Annotated in this window: 14 protein-coding genes; 8 read left to right on the top strand and 6 right to left on the bottom strand. The window is 74.8% G+C overall.

What is annotated here, in order from left to right; translation table 11 throughout:
- Positions 1-65: 65 nt before the first annotated feature.
- The 3 genes from AB0K07_RS10110 to AB0K07_RS10100 are packed head-to-tail and all read right to left on the bottom strand — an operon-like array spanning position 66 to position 3,099.
- Positions 66-1,016 carry a VWA domain-containing protein gene (locus AB0K07_RS10110; RefSeq protein ID WP_363752904.1) on the bottom strand — a complete coding sequence of 317 codons (951 nt, stop codon included), beginning with the start codon at positions 1,014-1,016 and terminating at the stop codon, positions 66-68.
- Complete coding sequence (locus AB0K07_RS10105) at positions 1,013-2,014, bottom strand: DUF58 domain-containing protein (RefSeq protein ID WP_363754240.1); 1,002 nt, start codon at positions 2,012-2,014, stop codon at positions 1,013-1,015. The genes AB0K07_RS10110 and AB0K07_RS10105 overlap by 4 nt, the downstream gene beginning before the upstream one ends.
- Entirely contained in the window at positions 1,993-3,099 is a 1,107-nt protein-coding gene (locus tag AB0K07_RS10100; RefSeq protein ID WP_363752901.1) for a MoxR family ATPase, read from the bottom strand. Before AB0K07_RS10100 ends, AB0K07_RS10105 begins: the two co-directional genes overlap by 22 nt.
- Before the next feature lie 242 nt (positions 3,100-3,341).
- Between AB0K07_RS10100 and AB0K07_RS10095 the strand changes: the two genes are divergently transcribed.
- From AB0K07_RS10095 to AB0K07_RS10085, 3 genes are all read left to right on the top strand, one after another.
- Positions 3,342-3,572 carry a hypothetical protein gene (locus AB0K07_RS10095; protein WP_363752898.1) on the top strand — a complete coding sequence of 77 codons (231 nt, stop codon included), beginning with the start codon at positions 3,342-3,344 and terminating at the stop codon, positions 3,570-3,572.
- Between the two features lie 429 nt (positions 3,573-4,001).
- A complete protein-coding gene (locus AB0K07_RS10090; protein ID WP_363754237.1) occupies positions 4,002-4,538 on the top strand; it encodes a PH domain-containing protein in 537 nt (178 codons plus the stop codon).
- Positions 4,539-4,581: 43 nt separating this feature from the next.
- Positions 4,582-6,084 (top strand): PH domain-containing protein, encoded by a 1,503-nt coding sequence (locus AB0K07_RS10085; RefSeq protein ID WP_363752895.1) that lies wholly within the window; start codon positions 4,582-4,584, stop codon positions 6,082-6,084.
- Positions 6,085-6,117: 33 nt separating this feature from the next.
- On the opposite strand, the gene AB0K07_RS10080 is transcribed toward AB0K07_RS10085, so the two are convergent.
- On the bottom strand, positions 6,118-7,215 hold the full coding sequence (locus tag AB0K07_RS10080) for a phosphatase PAP2 family protein (protein WP_363752892.1): 1,098 nt from the start codon (positions 7,213-7,215) through the stop codon (positions 6,118-6,120).
- Between the two features lie 138 nt (positions 7,216-7,353).
- On the opposite strand from AB0K07_RS10080, the gene AB0K07_RS10075 reads away from it, so the two are divergent.
- Together AB0K07_RS10075 and AB0K07_RS10070 are read left to right on the top strand one after the other, a co-directional pair.
- A complete protein-coding gene (locus tag AB0K07_RS10075) occupies positions 7,354-7,758 on the top strand; it encodes a hotdog domain-containing protein (protein WP_363752889.1) in 405 nt (134 codons plus the stop codon).
- Complete coding sequence (locus AB0K07_RS10070; RefSeq protein WP_363752886.1) at positions 7,755-8,585, top strand: MBL fold metallo-hydrolase; 831 nt, start codon at positions 7,755-7,757, stop codon at positions 8,583-8,585. The genes AB0K07_RS10075 and AB0K07_RS10070 overlap by 4 nt, the downstream gene beginning before the upstream one ends.
- On the opposite strand, the gene AB0K07_RS10065 is transcribed toward AB0K07_RS10070, so the two are convergent.
- The gene (locus AB0K07_RS10065) at positions 8,558-9,517 is read right to left on the bottom strand and encodes a PfkB family carbohydrate kinase (RefSeq protein WP_363752884.1); all 960 of its coding nucleotides are present in this window, start codon (positions 9,515-9,517) and stop codon (positions 8,558-8,560) included. The genes AB0K07_RS10070 and AB0K07_RS10065 overlap by 28 nt on opposite strands.
- Positions 9,518-9,650: 133 nt before the next feature.
- Positions 9,651-10,802, bottom strand: coding sequence for an XdhC/CoxI family protein (locus AB0K07_RS10060; protein WP_363752882.1), 1,152 nt, complete (start codon positions 10,800-10,802; stop codon positions 9,651-9,653).
- Positions 10,803-10,992: 190 nt separating this feature from the next.
- Between AB0K07_RS10060 and AB0K07_RS10055 the strand changes: the two genes are divergently transcribed.
- The 3 genes from AB0K07_RS10055 to AB0K07_RS10045 are packed head-to-tail and all read left to right on the top strand — an operon-like array spanning position 10,993 to position 14,703.
- Positions 10,993-11,493: a (2Fe-2S)-binding protein gene (locus AB0K07_RS10055; protein WP_363754234.1), complete on the top strand. Its 501-nt coding sequence runs from the start codon at positions 10,993-10,995 to the stop codon at positions 11,491-11,493.
- Positions 11,480-12,475 carry a xanthine dehydrogenase family protein subunit M gene (locus tag AB0K07_RS10050; RefSeq protein WP_363752879.1) on the top strand — a complete coding sequence of 332 codons (996 nt, stop codon included), beginning with the start codon at positions 11,480-11,482 and terminating at the stop codon, positions 12,473-12,475. The genes AB0K07_RS10055 and AB0K07_RS10050 overlap by 14 nt, the downstream gene beginning before the upstream one ends.
- Positions 12,472-14,703, top strand: coding sequence for a xanthine dehydrogenase family protein molybdopterin-binding subunit (locus AB0K07_RS10045; RefSeq protein ID WP_363752876.1), 2,232 nt, complete (start codon positions 12,472-12,474; stop codon positions 14,701-14,703). Before AB0K07_RS10050 ends, AB0K07_RS10045 begins: the two co-directional genes overlap by 4 nt.
- The last annotated feature ends 62 nt before the right edge of the window (positions 14,704-14,765 follow it).

Below are 14,765 nucleotides of genomic sequence, written 5' to 3'. Positions count from 1 at the left end.
CGCTCGCGGCGGGCCCCGCCACCGCGACCCGGCGGCGCCCGGGACCAGCCCGGGCGCCGCCGGCCTCACAGCATCCGGGACGTCCACAGCAGGCTGAGCGCACCCGCGCAGAGCGCCAGCAGCAGCGCCACCCCGGCGTACCACTGGGTCACCTCGCGCGGCTCCGTGCGGAACCCGATCGAGCTGCCCATGTCCTGGTAGACCTGCTTCAGCTCGCTCGCCGAGGCCGCCTCGTAGAAGTAGCCCTCGGTGGTCTCGGCCAGCTCGGCCAGGGCCAGCCGGTCCACCGGCACCCGCTGGAGCTGACCGCCGATGTCGACCTGACCCGTGTCGGTGCCGAAGGCGATGGTGGAGACCGGCACGTTCGCCGCCTGCGCGGCCGCCGCCGCCTCCTCCACCGACCGGCCGGACGTGCGGAACCCGTCGGAGAGCAGCACGATCCGCGCCGGTGGGATGCCCGCCGCGCCGTCGGCCGGCACCGACCGGATCGCCTCCAGGCACGTGAACACCGCCTCGCCGGTCGCGGTCGCCTCGGCCAGCACCAGCCCGTCGATCGCGCTGGTCACCGCCGCCCGGTCCTTGCCCGGCGGCACCAGCACGTTGGCCGCCTTGGCGAACGACACGAGACCCAGGTTGTAGCTCTCCGGCAGCTCGCCGACGAACTGTTTGGCCGCCTCCTGAGCCGCCTCCAGACGGTTCGGCGCCACGTCGTCGGCCTGCATCGACAGCGACACGTCGATGGCGAGCATCACGGTGGCCCGCTCCAGCGGCTCCTTGGTGTCCACCGCGGGACGGGCCAGCGCGGTGGCCAGCACCAGCAGGCAGAGCAGGAAAGCGGTCGCCGGGACGTGCCGGCGCCAGCCCAGCCCCTTCGGCGCCACGGTGCGCAGCAGGTCCACGTTGGTGAACCGCATCGCGTACGCCCGGCGGTGCAACTGCCGCCAGAGGTAGAACGCGGCGAGGGCGAGCACCGGCAGCACGGCCAGCAGCCACCACGGTTGCATGAAACGGATCATCGTGTCGTCCCCCGGGTGCGGGCGTGCCGCTGCGCGGCAACGAAACGCACCATGTCCAGCAGCCAGTCTCGATCGGTACGCAGTCGCAGGTGGGCCGCGCCGGCGCCGCGCAGCGCGGCGGCGATCGTGGCCCGCTGGGCGGCGGCGGCCTCGGCGTAGCGCTGCCGCAGCCGCGGGTCGGCGGTCTGCACCTCGTGCAGCTCGCCGCTCTCCGGGTCGACCACCGGCAGCACACCCACGTCGGGCAGCTCCAGCTCCCGCGGGTCGACCACCTCGATCGCCAGCACGTCGTGCCGGACCCGCAGCTTGCGCAGCGGCCGGGCCCACTGCTCGGACGGCGCCAGGAAGTCCGAGACCACCACGGCCACGCCCCGCCGCCGGGGCGGACGGTTGAGCATCTCGATCAGGGCGCCCAGGTCACCCCGGCCGGGCTGGATCGCGGTGCCCGCGACGGCCCGCAGCAGGCCCTGCGCCTCCTTGCGGCCGGAGCGGGCCGGCAGTCGGGTGAGCACCCCGGGCCCGGGCTGTGGCGGCACACCCCGCCAGCGCCGGGCCGGGGCGGACGCGCCGCCACCGGTGCCGATCACCGCGCCGATCCGGTTGCCGCCGCGCACGGTCAGGTGGGTGATCGCTGCCGCGGCGGCCACCACGACCTCCCGCTTGAGCCACTGCCCGGTGCCGAAGTCCAGGCTGGCCGACAGGTCCAGCGCCAGCCAGGTCTCCAGCTCCCGGTCGGCCACCGTACGCCGCACGTGCGGCGTCGTGGTCCGTGCCGTGACCGGCCAGTCCATCCGGCGCACGTCGTCGCCGGCGCGGTACTCCCGCGACTCCCCCGCCTCGCTGCCCGGACCGGGGAGCAGGCCGGCGTAGTCGCCCTGGAGCAGGCCGTCGAGCTTGCGGGTGACCAGCAACTGGAGCCGGGACAGCACGGCCTCGCTGCGGTCGGGGACGGGAGCGGGTCGAGGGGTGGGTGAGGTCACGGCCGCTGCCCGGGCCAGCCAGCGCCCGGCGGCGGGGCGGTCGACGACGGGCTGGCCTGCTGCCGGGGAGCGACTGCCGGGAGCGGGATGGTGGACATCACCCGGTGCACGATGTGGTCGGCCGGCACGTCGTCGGCGAGCGCGTCGTAGCTGAGCACCAGCCGGTGCCGCAGGATGTCCGGGGCGATGTCCTGCACGTCCTGCGGCAGCGCGTAGTCCCGCCCCCGCAGCAGCGCCAGCGCGCGGGTGGCCCGGACCAGGCCGAGCGAGGCGCGGGGGCTCGCCCCGTACTGGATCAGCTGGGCGACGTCGGGCATGCCGTGCTCGGCCGGCGCGCGGGTGGCCAGCACCAGGCGGACCGCGTAGTCCACCAGCGCGTTGTGCACGAAGACCTGGTCCGCCTTGCGTTGCAGGGCGATCAGGTCGGGGGTGTCGAACACCGCCGTCGGCTCCGGCGCGGCGACGCCCATCCGGTAGACGATCTCCCGCTCCTCGGCGTCGGTCGGGTAACCCACCACGATCTTCATGAGGAACCGGTCCCGCTGCGCCTCCGGCAGCGGATACACGCCCTCCTGCTCGATCGGGTTCTGGGTGGCCATCACCAGGAACGGGTCGGGCACCCGGTGGCTCTCCCCGCCGATGGACACCTGCCGCTCGCTCATCACCTCCAGCAGCGCCGACTGCACCTTGGCCGGAGCCCGGTTGATCTCGTCCGCGAGCAGGAAGTTGACGAAGACCGGGCCCAGCTCGACGTCGAACTTCTCGCTCGACTGCCGGTAGATCCGGGTGCCCATGATGTCGGCCGGCACCAGGTCCGGGGTGAACTGCACCCGGGCGAAGGACCCGCCGACGACCTTGGCGAGGGTCTCCACGGCCAGGGTCTTGGCCACCCCGGGCACCCCTTCGAGCAGACAGTGGCCGCGGGCGAGCAGCGCGACGAACATCCGCTCGACCATCCGGTCCTGACCGACGATGACCCGTTTGATCTCGAACAGCGCCCGCTCCAGCAGGGTGGCGTCCTGCGCGGGTGTGGTCACCGGCGCGGGTTCCGCCGGGGCCGCCCCGTTCGGCGTCGGGGCGTCGGGCATGGTCGGCTGGGCCACCGGTCCTCCACAGCGTTGGTCGGTCGTCGCGGCTGATGCGGTATCAAGACTCGCACGCCTTCCTGAGTGTCGAGGTGGGGAGAAGCCGATTTTCGCCGTGCCGTCCCCAGCAGCCGGATCACGCGTCGCGGGGTGGACACGAACCGGGCCGCCGCGTGTACGATTCACCCCGTCGCCGGGCGGCTCCCCCCGTGGCCGCCCGGCGCTCAAGCCCTCCGTCCCGCCGCCCTAGACTGGCCGGGATGAGCAACCCCTCCCCCGCCGGCGAGGCCCTGATCTGCTCGGCCCGCGGCTGCCGCGCCCCCGCCGTCTGGGCGCTGGAGTGGAACAATCCCCGGCTGCACACCGCCGAGCGGCGCAAGACCTGGTTGGCCTGCGACGAGCACCGCGGCAACCTCGGCGACTTCCTGGACGCTCGCGGCTTCCTGCGTGCCGTCAATCCGGTGCCCGGATCGCCTACCCTCGACATGTGAGCGAGCGCAGCGAGCGAATCAGGTGGCACAGCAGCGTGGCGTCTCACGCCGCTGCCGAGCGGAGCGAGGCCGCGGCGTGAGCGAGCGCAGCGAGCGAACCAGGTGGCACAGCAGCGTGGCGTCTCACGCCGCTGCCGATCAGGACGGATCCCATCGGTGAGCGCGGAGGACCGCGTCGACCCATCGGCTTCCCCCGGCCCCACCTCTGCCTCCCGGCCGCCCACCGCACCGCCTCCGCCGCCCGGCGCGTTCCCGGCACCGGGCACGCTCGGCCCGGATCCTGCCCCGCCCGACGCGTCGTCACCCGCCCCGCTGCCGCCCGGCGCCCTGCCGCCAGCCGGCGGGTACGACGCCGACCCTCGCCCGCCGGACCTGCCGCCGCCCGGCCTGCTTCCGCCGGGTCCGTCGCCGGCCACCGGTGCACCCGGCCTGGCCGCCGGTGCACCTGGTCCGCTGTTGACGGAGGGGTCGGTGGGGCGGGGGCCACTGGAGCCCTGGCCGGACACCGTCCGCTGGCAGCCGATCTCCTCCGACCTGATCTGGGTGGAGCTGATCCGGCTGGCCGTGGTGCTCGCCATCGGGCTGGCGGTGACGGCGATCGGCTGGGCCGTGAGTGGTCACGGCCTGTTCGGGCTCGCTCTCGCCGCCGTGCTGGTGTTCGGCGCCTGGCGGGCCGTGGCGATCGTCCGCGCGGTCCGTGCCTGGGGGTACGCCGAGCGGGAGGACGACCTGCTGGTCCGCCACGGGCTGCTCATCCGGCGGCTCTCCATCGTGCCGTACTCCCGGATGCAGTTCGTCGATGTCAGCGCCGGGCCGCTGGAACGCGCGTTCAACCTGGCCACCGTGCAGTTGCACACGGCGGCGGCGGCGAGCGACGCCCGGGTGCCGGGGCTGCGCCCGGCGGAGGCGTCCCGGCTGCGTGACCGGCTCACCGCGCTGGGCGAGGACCGGGCGGAGGGACTGTGAGCGCCCGTCCGGGCGACCGCCGGCCGCGCCGGAGGCCGGCCCGATGAGCGACCGTCCCGCCGACCCGGGCACCGGGCCGCCCCTGCCGTCCGGCGGCGCACCGCCCGCCGGTCCGCCTCCCGGTGGAGCCCCGCCCTACGGCGCTGGGCAGCCCGGCGGCGCGCTGCCCTACGGGGCTGTCCCGCCCGGGGCGCCCTATCACTGGCCGGTGCCGCCGGTGGCCGGCGACGGCGAGCCGCGCCAGCGACTGCACCCGCTCAGCCCGCTGCTGCACGGGGCCAAGTCGCTGGTCGTGGTGATCGCCGGGCTGTCCTGGTCGACGCTGTCCCGGGTCGGCTTCGGCTGGTTCGCGGCAATGGTGGTGGTGCTGGCGCTCGGGGCGACCGTGCTGTCGGTGATCAGCTGGTACAACACCGGCTACCACGTGGTGGGCCGCGAGCTGCGGGTGTACGAGGGGCTGCTCTGGCGACGTACCCGGGCCATCCCGTTGGAGCGGTTGCAGGCCGTGGAGGTGGTCCGGCCGCTGCTGGCCCAGCTCACCGGCCTGGCCGAGCTGCGGCTGGAGGTGGTCGGCGGGGGCAAGACCGAGGCGCCGCTGGCGTACCTCGGGGTGGCCGACGCCGCCCGGCTGCGCGAGCGGTTGCTGGCGATCGCCGGCCGGGCGTCACAGCCGCCCGCGCCGGGCCTCACGGTGCCCCCGGCTGCCCCCGGCACGGTGCCGCAGGCGGCGGCACCGGGCCGCCCGCTGCACGCGGTACGCAACCAGAACCTGCTGGTCAGCCAGCTGCTCACCCCGCAGGCGTTCCTGCTCCCGTTCGGTCTGGCCTTCGTCGTTGTGCAGTTCATCACGGCGGGGTCGTGGTCGTTCGTCGCGGTGGCGAGCACGCTGACCGCGATGGCCGGCGTGCTGCTGCAACCGATCCGCCGGGTCCTCGACGACTGGAACTTCCGGCTGGCCCGCGACGGCGGCACGCTGCGGGTGCACAACGGCCTGCTGGAGACCCGGGCGCAGACCGTGCCGCTGGACCGGGTGCAGACCGTACGGGCCACCTGGCCGCTGCTGTGGCGGGTGAAGGGCTGGCTGCGGCTGCGGCTGGAGGTGGCCGGGTACTCCGTCGCGGAGGCCGACGACCGCAACCGGCCGGACCGACTGCTGCCGGTCGGTGACCTGCCGACCGCGACGATGATCGTCGCCGAGGTGCTGCCGGGGGTGCGCCTCGACGCGCTGGCGCTGAGCCCACCGCCGCCCCGCACCCGCTGGCTGCACCCACTGGGCAGGCGCGCGCTGGGTGCCGGCCTGTTCGAGCGGGTCTTCGCCACCCGCTCCGGTCTGCTCACCCGGCAGGTGGCGATCGTGCCGTACGCCCGGATCCAGAGCGTGCGGGTGGTGCAGGGGCCGGCGCAGCGCCGGCTGGGCCTGGCCACCGTGCACGCGGACACCGCCGGCGGGTCGGGCGCCGCGGCGCAGGACCGGGACCTGGCGGAGGCGTGGGCACTGGCTGCCGAGCTGACCGCCCGCGCGCACGCCGCCCGCCGCTCCGGCTGACCTGTTCCGCCGCGGCCGGTCGACCCGGCGGTGTCAGCGCTCGGCGGGTACCGCGGGCTGGTCGGCGTCGCCCGCCGCGACCGGCACCGCTCGATCCGACGCCGGCGGGCCGGCGGTGTCGTCCGCGCCGGTGATCTCCCCAGGCGGCGGGTCGGCGGTAGCCGGCGCGGGCCCGGCGCGACGGGCCCGCAGCGCCGCCCACCCGCGCTCGGCCAGGCCGACCACCAGGAAGGTCAGCCCGACGTACGCCCAGCCGACCAGCACGTCGATCACGTAGTGCTCACCCGAGTAGACCAGGGTGAAGGTCATCGCCAGCGGGTACGCGAGCAGCAGCGGCCACCAGCGGCGGCGGGTGGCGGTCAGGAAGAAGAGCACCACGAACAGCGCCCACGCGGTGTGCAGCGACGGCATCGCGGCGACCGGGTTCGAGGCGATCTGGCCGGCGTTGAGCACGTTGCCGGCGCCGTGCATGCCGAACGCCTTCCACCCCCGGGTGGAGATCCGGGCGACCTCGGTGAGCAGGCCGTTCTGCGCCGCCCACCACGGCGGCGCGGCCGGGTAGATGAAGTAGGTGGCCAGGCCGGCGGCGCAGAGGAAGCCCCAGCGCCGCATGTACGCCGCCCAGCGGTGCCGGTCGCGCAGCCAGAGCACCGCGGCGGCGGCCAGCGCCACCACGAAGTGCGAGAAGTACACCCAGCTCGCCGCGATGTCGTACCAGTGCACGTCGGGGTGGTAGAGGCGCTGCTGCAACCAGATGGTGGGCACCTCGCCGCCCGTGGCCCAACCGAACATGAACCGGTCGGCGACGATCAGCTCCATCGCGTGCGGGGTGGCCCCGTTGTCGGCGAACCCCCGGGAGAGGTTGTACGCGGCGAGCAGCAGCACCACGGGCACCCAGTCCCGGGCGAAGCGCAGGTGGCTGCGCCACGGCCGTTCGCTGTTCCAGGCGATGGTGCCGGCCCAGATCCACACGAACGCGTACGCGGGGTCGGTGGGTAACCCGATGCCCAGCCAGGCGGCCACGAAGGCGACCGCCCATATCGTCATGGCGACGATGCGCCGGCGGCCCCCGTCCGGGGACGCGGGCGGGTCGGTCCGGGCGGGGGGTTGGGGGTCAGTCACGACGGCCATCGCGGTCAAGGTTAACGACGGGGGCGGCATCGACCGACGGCGACCACCCGCCGGACCGCTCCAGAGGTGGGACGGCCGGCGCGGCCGGATCGCCGGGCGAGTGCTCGGCGGGCGCGGCGAGCACCTAGGCTGGCGACCATGCAGGAGCAGCCCGAGCCGGCCTTCACGCCGGGTCTGACCGCCCGGGTCGAGTTGACCGTCACCGACGCGGACACCGCCTGGGCGGTCGGTTCCGGGGACGTACCGGTCCTGGGCACACCCCGGGTGCTCGCGCTGGCCGAGGCGGCCACCGTCGCGGCGACGGCCACCCACCTGCCGTCCGGGTCGACCACCGTGGGGACCCGGGTCGCGCTGGAGCATCTGGCGCCGACCGTGGTCGGCCGGACGGTCCGGGCGCAGGCCGTGCTGGCGGCCGTCGACGGTCGCCGGCTGTCGTTCGAGGTCACCGTCAGCGACGGTGACGAGACGGTGGCCCGGGGGCGCGTGGACCGCATCCTGGTGGACCGGCAACGCTTCGTCGACCGTGCCGGGCGGGCATCGTGACCAGCGGATTCGTCGAGGTCGCCGACCGGGTGCACGTGCTGACCGAGCCGCTGCTGCGGGTCAACGTCACCCTGGTCGTCGGCGACCACGAGGCACTGCTGGTGGACACGCTCTCCTCCGCAGCGCAGGCCACCGAGCTGGCCGCCGCCGTCCGGGTGGTGACCGACCGTCCGCTGACGCTGGTCAACACCCACCACCACTACGACCACTGCTTCGGCAACGCCGTCCTGGCCGGCGACCCGCCCCGCCCGGTGTACGCGCACGAGCTGGCCGCCGCGGCCCTGCGCGAGCAGCCGGAGCGGCTGCGCCGCGAGGCGTACGAGGAGGTGCGCGACGAGCACCCGGCGCTCGCCGCCGAGCTGGCCGACACGCCGCTGCTCGCGCCGACGCACCCCGTGCTCACCGAGACGGCGCTCGACCTGGGCGGCCGGCGGGTGCTGCTGCGTCACCCCGGGCGGGGGCACACCGACGCCGATCTGGTGGTGCACGTGCCCGACGCGGACGTGCTGGTCGCCGGGGACCTGGTGGAGCAGAGCGGCCCGCCCGCCTTCGAGGACTCGTACCCCCTGCAGTGGCCGGACGCGGTCGCCGACCTGCTCCGGCTGACCACCCCGGGCACGGTGGTGGTGCCGGGTCACGGCGACCCGGTGGACGTCGAGTTCGTCCGGGCCCAGCACGGCGCGCTGGCGAAGCTGGCCTGGCTGATCCGGGCCGGGCACACCGGCAGCGCGCCACCGGAGCGGATCGCCGCCGAGGCGCCCTTCGGCGCCCGCGCCGCCCTGATCGCCGCCCGCCGCGGCTACCGCGAGCTCGACGGCACCGCCTGACCTCCGAAGCGGCGATCGACGTCGGCGCGGGTGGGCATGGCGGTGGCGCCGCCCGGTGACTCGCAGACCAGCCCGGCCACCCGCAGCGCGAACGCCACCCGCTCGACCCAGCCCGCAGGGCTGGTCGGCTCACCGGCGAGGAGCAGGTCGGCGATCAACGCGGCCATCACCGAGTCGCCGGCGCCGGTGGCGTCCACCGCGGTGATCCGGGCGGCGGGCACCCGGACCGGGTCGGCGTCGGCGGCGGCCAGCACGGCCCCGGCCGCGCCGAGCGTCACCACCACCGTCGCGGCACCCAGCTCGCGCAGGTACGCGGCCACCCCCTCGACCGGCTCGCCCGGGTAGAGCAGCTCGGCGTCGGCGGTGCTCAGCTTGACCACGTGCGCGCCGGCCGCGAACTCGGCCACGACCTCGCGCAGCCCGGCCAGCGCGGCCGGCCCGTCCAGGAGCCGGGGGCGCACGTTCGGGTCGAAGACCCGCAGGCCGGTGGCGAGCGCCCAGGCACGGCGGGCGGCGGCCAGCGTGCCGGGGTGGAGCAGCACGACGGAGCCGCAGTAGAGCACGTCGGCGCCCTCCAGCAGCGCCAGGTTGAGATCCTCGGGCGCGAGCAGGCCATAGGAGGGCGGCTCACCGTAGAAGCGGAAGTCGGGTTCCGGGCCGGCGAAGGTGACCACCGCGAGGGTGGTCGGCGCCGGCACCGTGACCGCGCCGGCCAGCCCGACGCCGGTGTCGGTCAAGAAGGCGCGGATCCGGTCGGCCAGCACGTCGTCGCCGAGAGAACCGACGTACTGGGCCGCGCCGCCGAGCCGGGCCACCCCGACGGCGACGTTGAGCGGCGCGCCGCCGATCGCCTGCCGGTAGACCCGCTCGCCGTCGCGCTCGGCGTCGAGCAGGTCGACGAGCGCCTCGCCGAGCACCACCGCGTATCCCATGCCGGTCCCTTCGTCGTCGCCCGCCGCCCGCGTCGTCGTTCGGCGTGGCACCAGGCTGGCACAGCGCACGGCCCGGTGGGCGCCGAAGGCACGGGTCCGACCGCCCGGGGACACGCGGGAGGCGGCCGGGGCGCTACCCCGCCCGGTGGATCGGCCCGGCGAGTGCCGTCAGCGGGCGGCCGGTCCCGCCCCAGCGGCCCGCGACGATCTGGGCGGCCACGCTCACCGCGGTCTCCTCCGGGGTACGCCCACCGAGGTCCAGCCCGATCGGCGAGGCGAGCCGAGCGAGTTGCTCCGCGCTGAGCCCCGCCTCGCGCAGCAGCTTGTGCCGCTCGTCGTGGGTGCGCCGCGACCCCATCGCGCCGACGTACGCCAGCCGGTGGCGCAGCGCCAGCGCCAGCAGCGGCACGTCGAACTTCGGGTCGTGGGTCAGCACGCAGACCACCGTCCGCCCGTCGACACGGCCTGCGTCCAGCTCGGCCCCCAGGTAGCGGTGCGGCCACTGCACCACCACCTCGTCGGCCTCGGGGAAGCGTGGGGTGGTGGCGAAGACCGGGCGGGCGTCGCAGACGGTCACCCGGTAGCCGAGGAACGCGCCGATCCGGGCCACCGCGGCGGCGAAGTCGATCGCCCCGAAGACGATCATCCGGGGTGGGGTGGCGTACGTGGCCACGAAGAGGCTCAGGCCGCTGCCCCGGCGCTGGCCGTGGTAGCCGTACCGGAGCACCCCGCTGTGCCCGGCGGCGAGCAGGCCGAGGGCGTCGGCGGTGGCGGCGGCGTCCAGCCGGTCGTCGCCGAGCGAGCCGCTCACCCGCTCTCCGGTCAGCACGAGCCGCCGGCCCAGCCGCCCCGCCGGGTCGGCCGGCACCGCGCCGGGTGGATCGCCGGCGTCGGCCGCCACGCAGGTGACCACCGCCACCGGTTGGCCGGACCGGCGCGCCGCGTCGACTGCGGCCAGCTCCGCGAGGCCGCCACCGTCGATCCGTTCCACGAACACGTCGAGCACGCCGCCGCAGGTCAGGCCCACGGCGTACGCGGTGTCGTCGCTGATTCCGTAGCGGGTCAGCTCGGGGGTGCCGGTGTCGAGCACGTGGCGGGCCCGTTCGTAGAGGTCGGCCTCGACGCAGCCACCGGAGACGCTGCCGGTGACCGTGCCGTCGGCCGCGACCAGCATGGCGGCGCCGGGCGGCTGTGGCGCGGACCGCCAGGTGGCGACGACGGTGGCCAGGGCGACGGCCTCGCCGGCGCGGCAGCGCCGGTGCACCTCGTCGAACACGTCCGGCACGCGCTGCCGCCTCTCCGTCTCGCCGCCGCGTCGGCCGGCCCGTGCCGGCCGAGCCCATCGGCCCGGCGGCATCGCCTCGAAAGCCCCAAACCAGTCTTATGCGAAGGATATGGTCGATTTCACCAGGAGGGGGTGCGAGTTGGTGAAGTCCTACCAGGCGCTGCGTACCGCGCCGAGCCCGGACCACGCGGTGGTCCGCGGTCCCGGCGCCGTCGAGGTCCACCTTCAGGTGAACGGGGAGCCCCGGGCGGCGACCATCGAGCCACGGGTCAGCCTGCTCGACGCCCTGCGCGACCGGCTCGAGCTGACCGGGACCAAGAAGGGCTGCAACCAGGGGGCCTGCGGTGCCTGCACGGTGTGGGTGGACGGACGCCGGGTGCTGTCCTGCCTGACCCTGGCGATCACCTGCGAGAACCGCGAGGTGACCACGATCGAGGGGCTGTCCGACGGGGACACCCTGCACCCGGTGCAGCAGGCGTTCCTGGACTGCGACGCCTTCCAGTGCGGCTACTGCACACCCGGGCAGATCATGTCCGCGGTGGCGCTGCTGGCCGAGGGGCACGCCGGCGACGACATGGAGATCCGGGAGTGGATGAGCGGCAACATCTGCCGCTGCGCCGCGTACCCGCACATCCGCGCGGCCATCCGCCGGGTCCGCGACCAGGGAGGCACCGCCGATGCGGCCCGTTAGCTACTCCCGGGCCACCGACGTCGGCACCGCGATCGGCGCGGTGAGCGCCGACCCGGACAGCGCCTTCCTGGCCGGCGGCACCAACCAGATCGACCTGCTGCGCATCTACGTCGAGCAGCCGCGTCGCCTCGTCGACATCAACGACCTGCCGCTGAACCGCGTCGAGGAGCTGCCCGGCGGCGGGCTGCGGCTCGGCGGGCTGGCCCGGATGAGCGACGTGGCCGAGGAACCGGAGCTGGTCCGCCGTTACCCGATGGTCGCCGAGGCGCTGCTGCTCGGCGCCTCCCCGCAGCTGCGCAACATGGCCACCCTCGGCGGCAACCTGTTGCAGCGGGTGCGGTGCGGTTACTTCCGCGACACCGCGGCGCCCTGCAACAAGCGCGTCCCCGGCAGCGGGTGCGGCGCACTGGAGGGGATCAACCGGGGGCACGCCGTGCTCGGCACCAGCGAGCGCTGCATCGCCACGCACCCGTCCGACCTGGCCGTCGCGCTGGTGGCGTTGGACGCCGTGGTGCAGACCGAGGGGCCGGGCGGCACGCGGAGCATCCCGATCGACGACTTCTTCCTGCTTCCCGGCGAGACCCCGGAGCGGGAACACCCGCTGACCCACGGCGAGCTGGTGACCGGAATCGACCTGCCGCCGGCGCTGGTCGCGGCCACCTCCCGGTACATCAAGATCCGTGATCGCGAGTCGTACGAGTTCGCGCTCGCCTCGGTCGCGGTGGCCATCTCGGTCGGCGGCGGTCGGATCACGGAGGTGCGGCTGGCCCTGGGTGGGGTGGCCACCAAACCGTGGCGGGCCCGGGCGGCGGAGCAGGTGCTCGCCGGCGCTCCGGCGACCACCGAGTCGTTCAGCCGGGCGGCGGCGGCCGAGCTGGCGCCGGCGGTGTCGCACGGCATGAACGCCTTCAAGATCGAGCTGGCCCGGCGGACGATCGTCCGGGCCCTGGAACAGCTGACCCAGCGGGAGGGCTCGGCATGAGCCCGGCGATCGGCGCCACGCTCAACCGGGTGGACGGGCGCGCCAAGGTTCGCGGCGAGGCCCGCTACTCCGCCGAGGTCGCGGTGACCGGCCTGGTCCACGCCGTGCTGGTGAGCGCCACGGTGGCCAGCGGCCGGATCACCGCGATCGACACCGTCGAGGCCGAGCAGGCCGACGGGGTGCTGGCCGTGTTCACCCATCGCGATCTGGACCGGGTCGCCACCGTGCCGAAGTTGCTCCCGTCGCTGGCCGGGCTGGCCGCGCCGGGCCAGACCTTCTTCCCGATGCAGGACGAGACGATCCACTACGCCGGTCAGCCGATCGCCCTCGTGGTCGCCGACACCATCGAACGCGCCGAGCACGCGGGCACCCTGATCCGCGTCGAATACGCCTCCACACCCGCCATCACCGTGCTCGACCAGGCCCGGGACCAGGCGTACGTGCCCGAGCGGATCTTCGGCGGGCTGCTGCCGGGGCACGGGTCCCGCGGTGACGTGGCGAAGGCGCTGGCCGAGGCGGAGGTGTGCGTGGACGCGACGTACCGCTTCGCGCCCAACCACCACAACCCGATCGAGGCGTCCGCCAGCACCGCGGTCTGGGAGGACGTCGACCGGCTGACCATCTACGACTCGACCCAGGGGCCGAACGCCACCCAGTTCACCGTCTCGGCGCTGCTCGGCCTGCCGCCGATCTCGATCCGGGTGGTGAGCCACGCCGTCGGTGGCAGCTTCGGCTCCAAGGCGATGATCTGGCACCACCCGGCGCTGGCCGCGCTCGCGGCCCGGCAGGTCGGCCGGCCGGTGCGGCTGGCGCTGACCCGGGAGCAGATGTTCACCTCCTGCGGGCACCGCGAGGAGCAGGAGCAGCGGATCACCCTGGGCGCCCACGCGGACGGCCGGATCACCGCGCTGCGCCACCACAAGCTCTCGCTCACCTCCCGCTTCGACGACTGGGCGGAGCCGTCGTTGCAGAGCCCGGCGGTGGCGTACACGAGCCCCCACTACGAGGGGATCTACCACCTGGTCCGGGGCAACACGATCACCCCGACCTTCATGCGCGCCCCCGGTGAGGCGACCGGCATGTTCGCCCTCGAATGCGCGATGGACGAGCTGGCCGAGCGGATCGGGATCGACCCGCTGGAGCTGCGGCTGCGCAACTACTCCGACACCGACCCCGAGAGCGGGCACCCGTGGTCCAGCAGCGGGCTGAAGGAGTGCTACGAGCGGGCGTCCGAGCTGTTCGGCTGGCGTGACCGCGACTCGCGGCCCCGGCGCGAGGGCCAGTGGCTGCTCGGCAGTGGCATGGCCAGCGCGCTCTACCCGGTGACCCAACCGGTGAACCCGCAGCGCGCACGGGCCCGGCTCTACAACGACGGCACCGCGGTCGTCGAGGCCGGCGTGTCGGAGTTCGGCACCGGCGTCTACACCGCGATGACCCAGGTCGCGGCGGACGTGCTCGGCCTGCCGGTGGAGCGGGTGCGGTTCGTCGGCGGCAGCAGTGACCTGCCGAACGTCACCGCCGCCGTGGGCTCCGCGGGCACCAGCGCGGTCGGTTCCGCCGTACACCTGGCGGCGACCCAGCTTCGCGACGAGCTGATCGGGCGCGCGGTCGCCGACGACCACTCCCCCCTGCACGGCACGGACCCCGCCGGGGTCGTCGTGCAGGACGGCCGGATGGCGCGGCGCGACCGGCCCGACGTCGGCGAGACGTACGCCGACCTGATGCGGCGCACCCTGACCCCGGACGTGGAGGTGCTCGGCACCTGGACGCCGCCACCGCAGGACGCCGGGTACGGGCTGCACACCTTCGGCGCGCAGATGGCCGAGGTCGCGGTCGACGCCGAACTCGGCGTGGTCCGGGTACGCCGGATGGTCGGGGTGTTCGCACCCGGCCGGGTGCTCAACCGCAAGACCGCGCACAGCCAGTTGATGGGCGGCATGCTGTGGGGGCTCGGCCAGGCGCTGCTGGAGGCCACCCGGATGGACCCGCGGTCGGGTCGCTGGGCCAACGCCAGCCTCGGCGACTACCTGGTGGCGGTCAACGCGGACGCGCCGGACGTGGTGGTGGACACCGTCGAGGTGCACGACGAGGTGGTGAACCCGCTCGGGATGAAGGGCGTCGGGGAGATCGGCGTGGTGGGCGCGGCCGCCGCCATCGCGAACGCCGTGCACGACGCCACCGGCCGTCGGCAGTACGAGCTGCCGATCACCCTGGAGAAGCTGCTCTGAGGATGGTCTGACACATCGAGAGCTGACTATTGCGCTGCGGCTGGACGGCGTGGTGGGATGGC

The sequence above is a fragment of the Micromonospora sp. NPDC049301 genome (genome assembly GCF_040678715.1).
GTDB lineage: Bacteria > Actinomycetota > Actinomycetes > Mycobacteriales > Micromonosporaceae > Micromonospora.
This window is presented reverse-complemented; position numbering and strand designations above follow the sequence as displayed.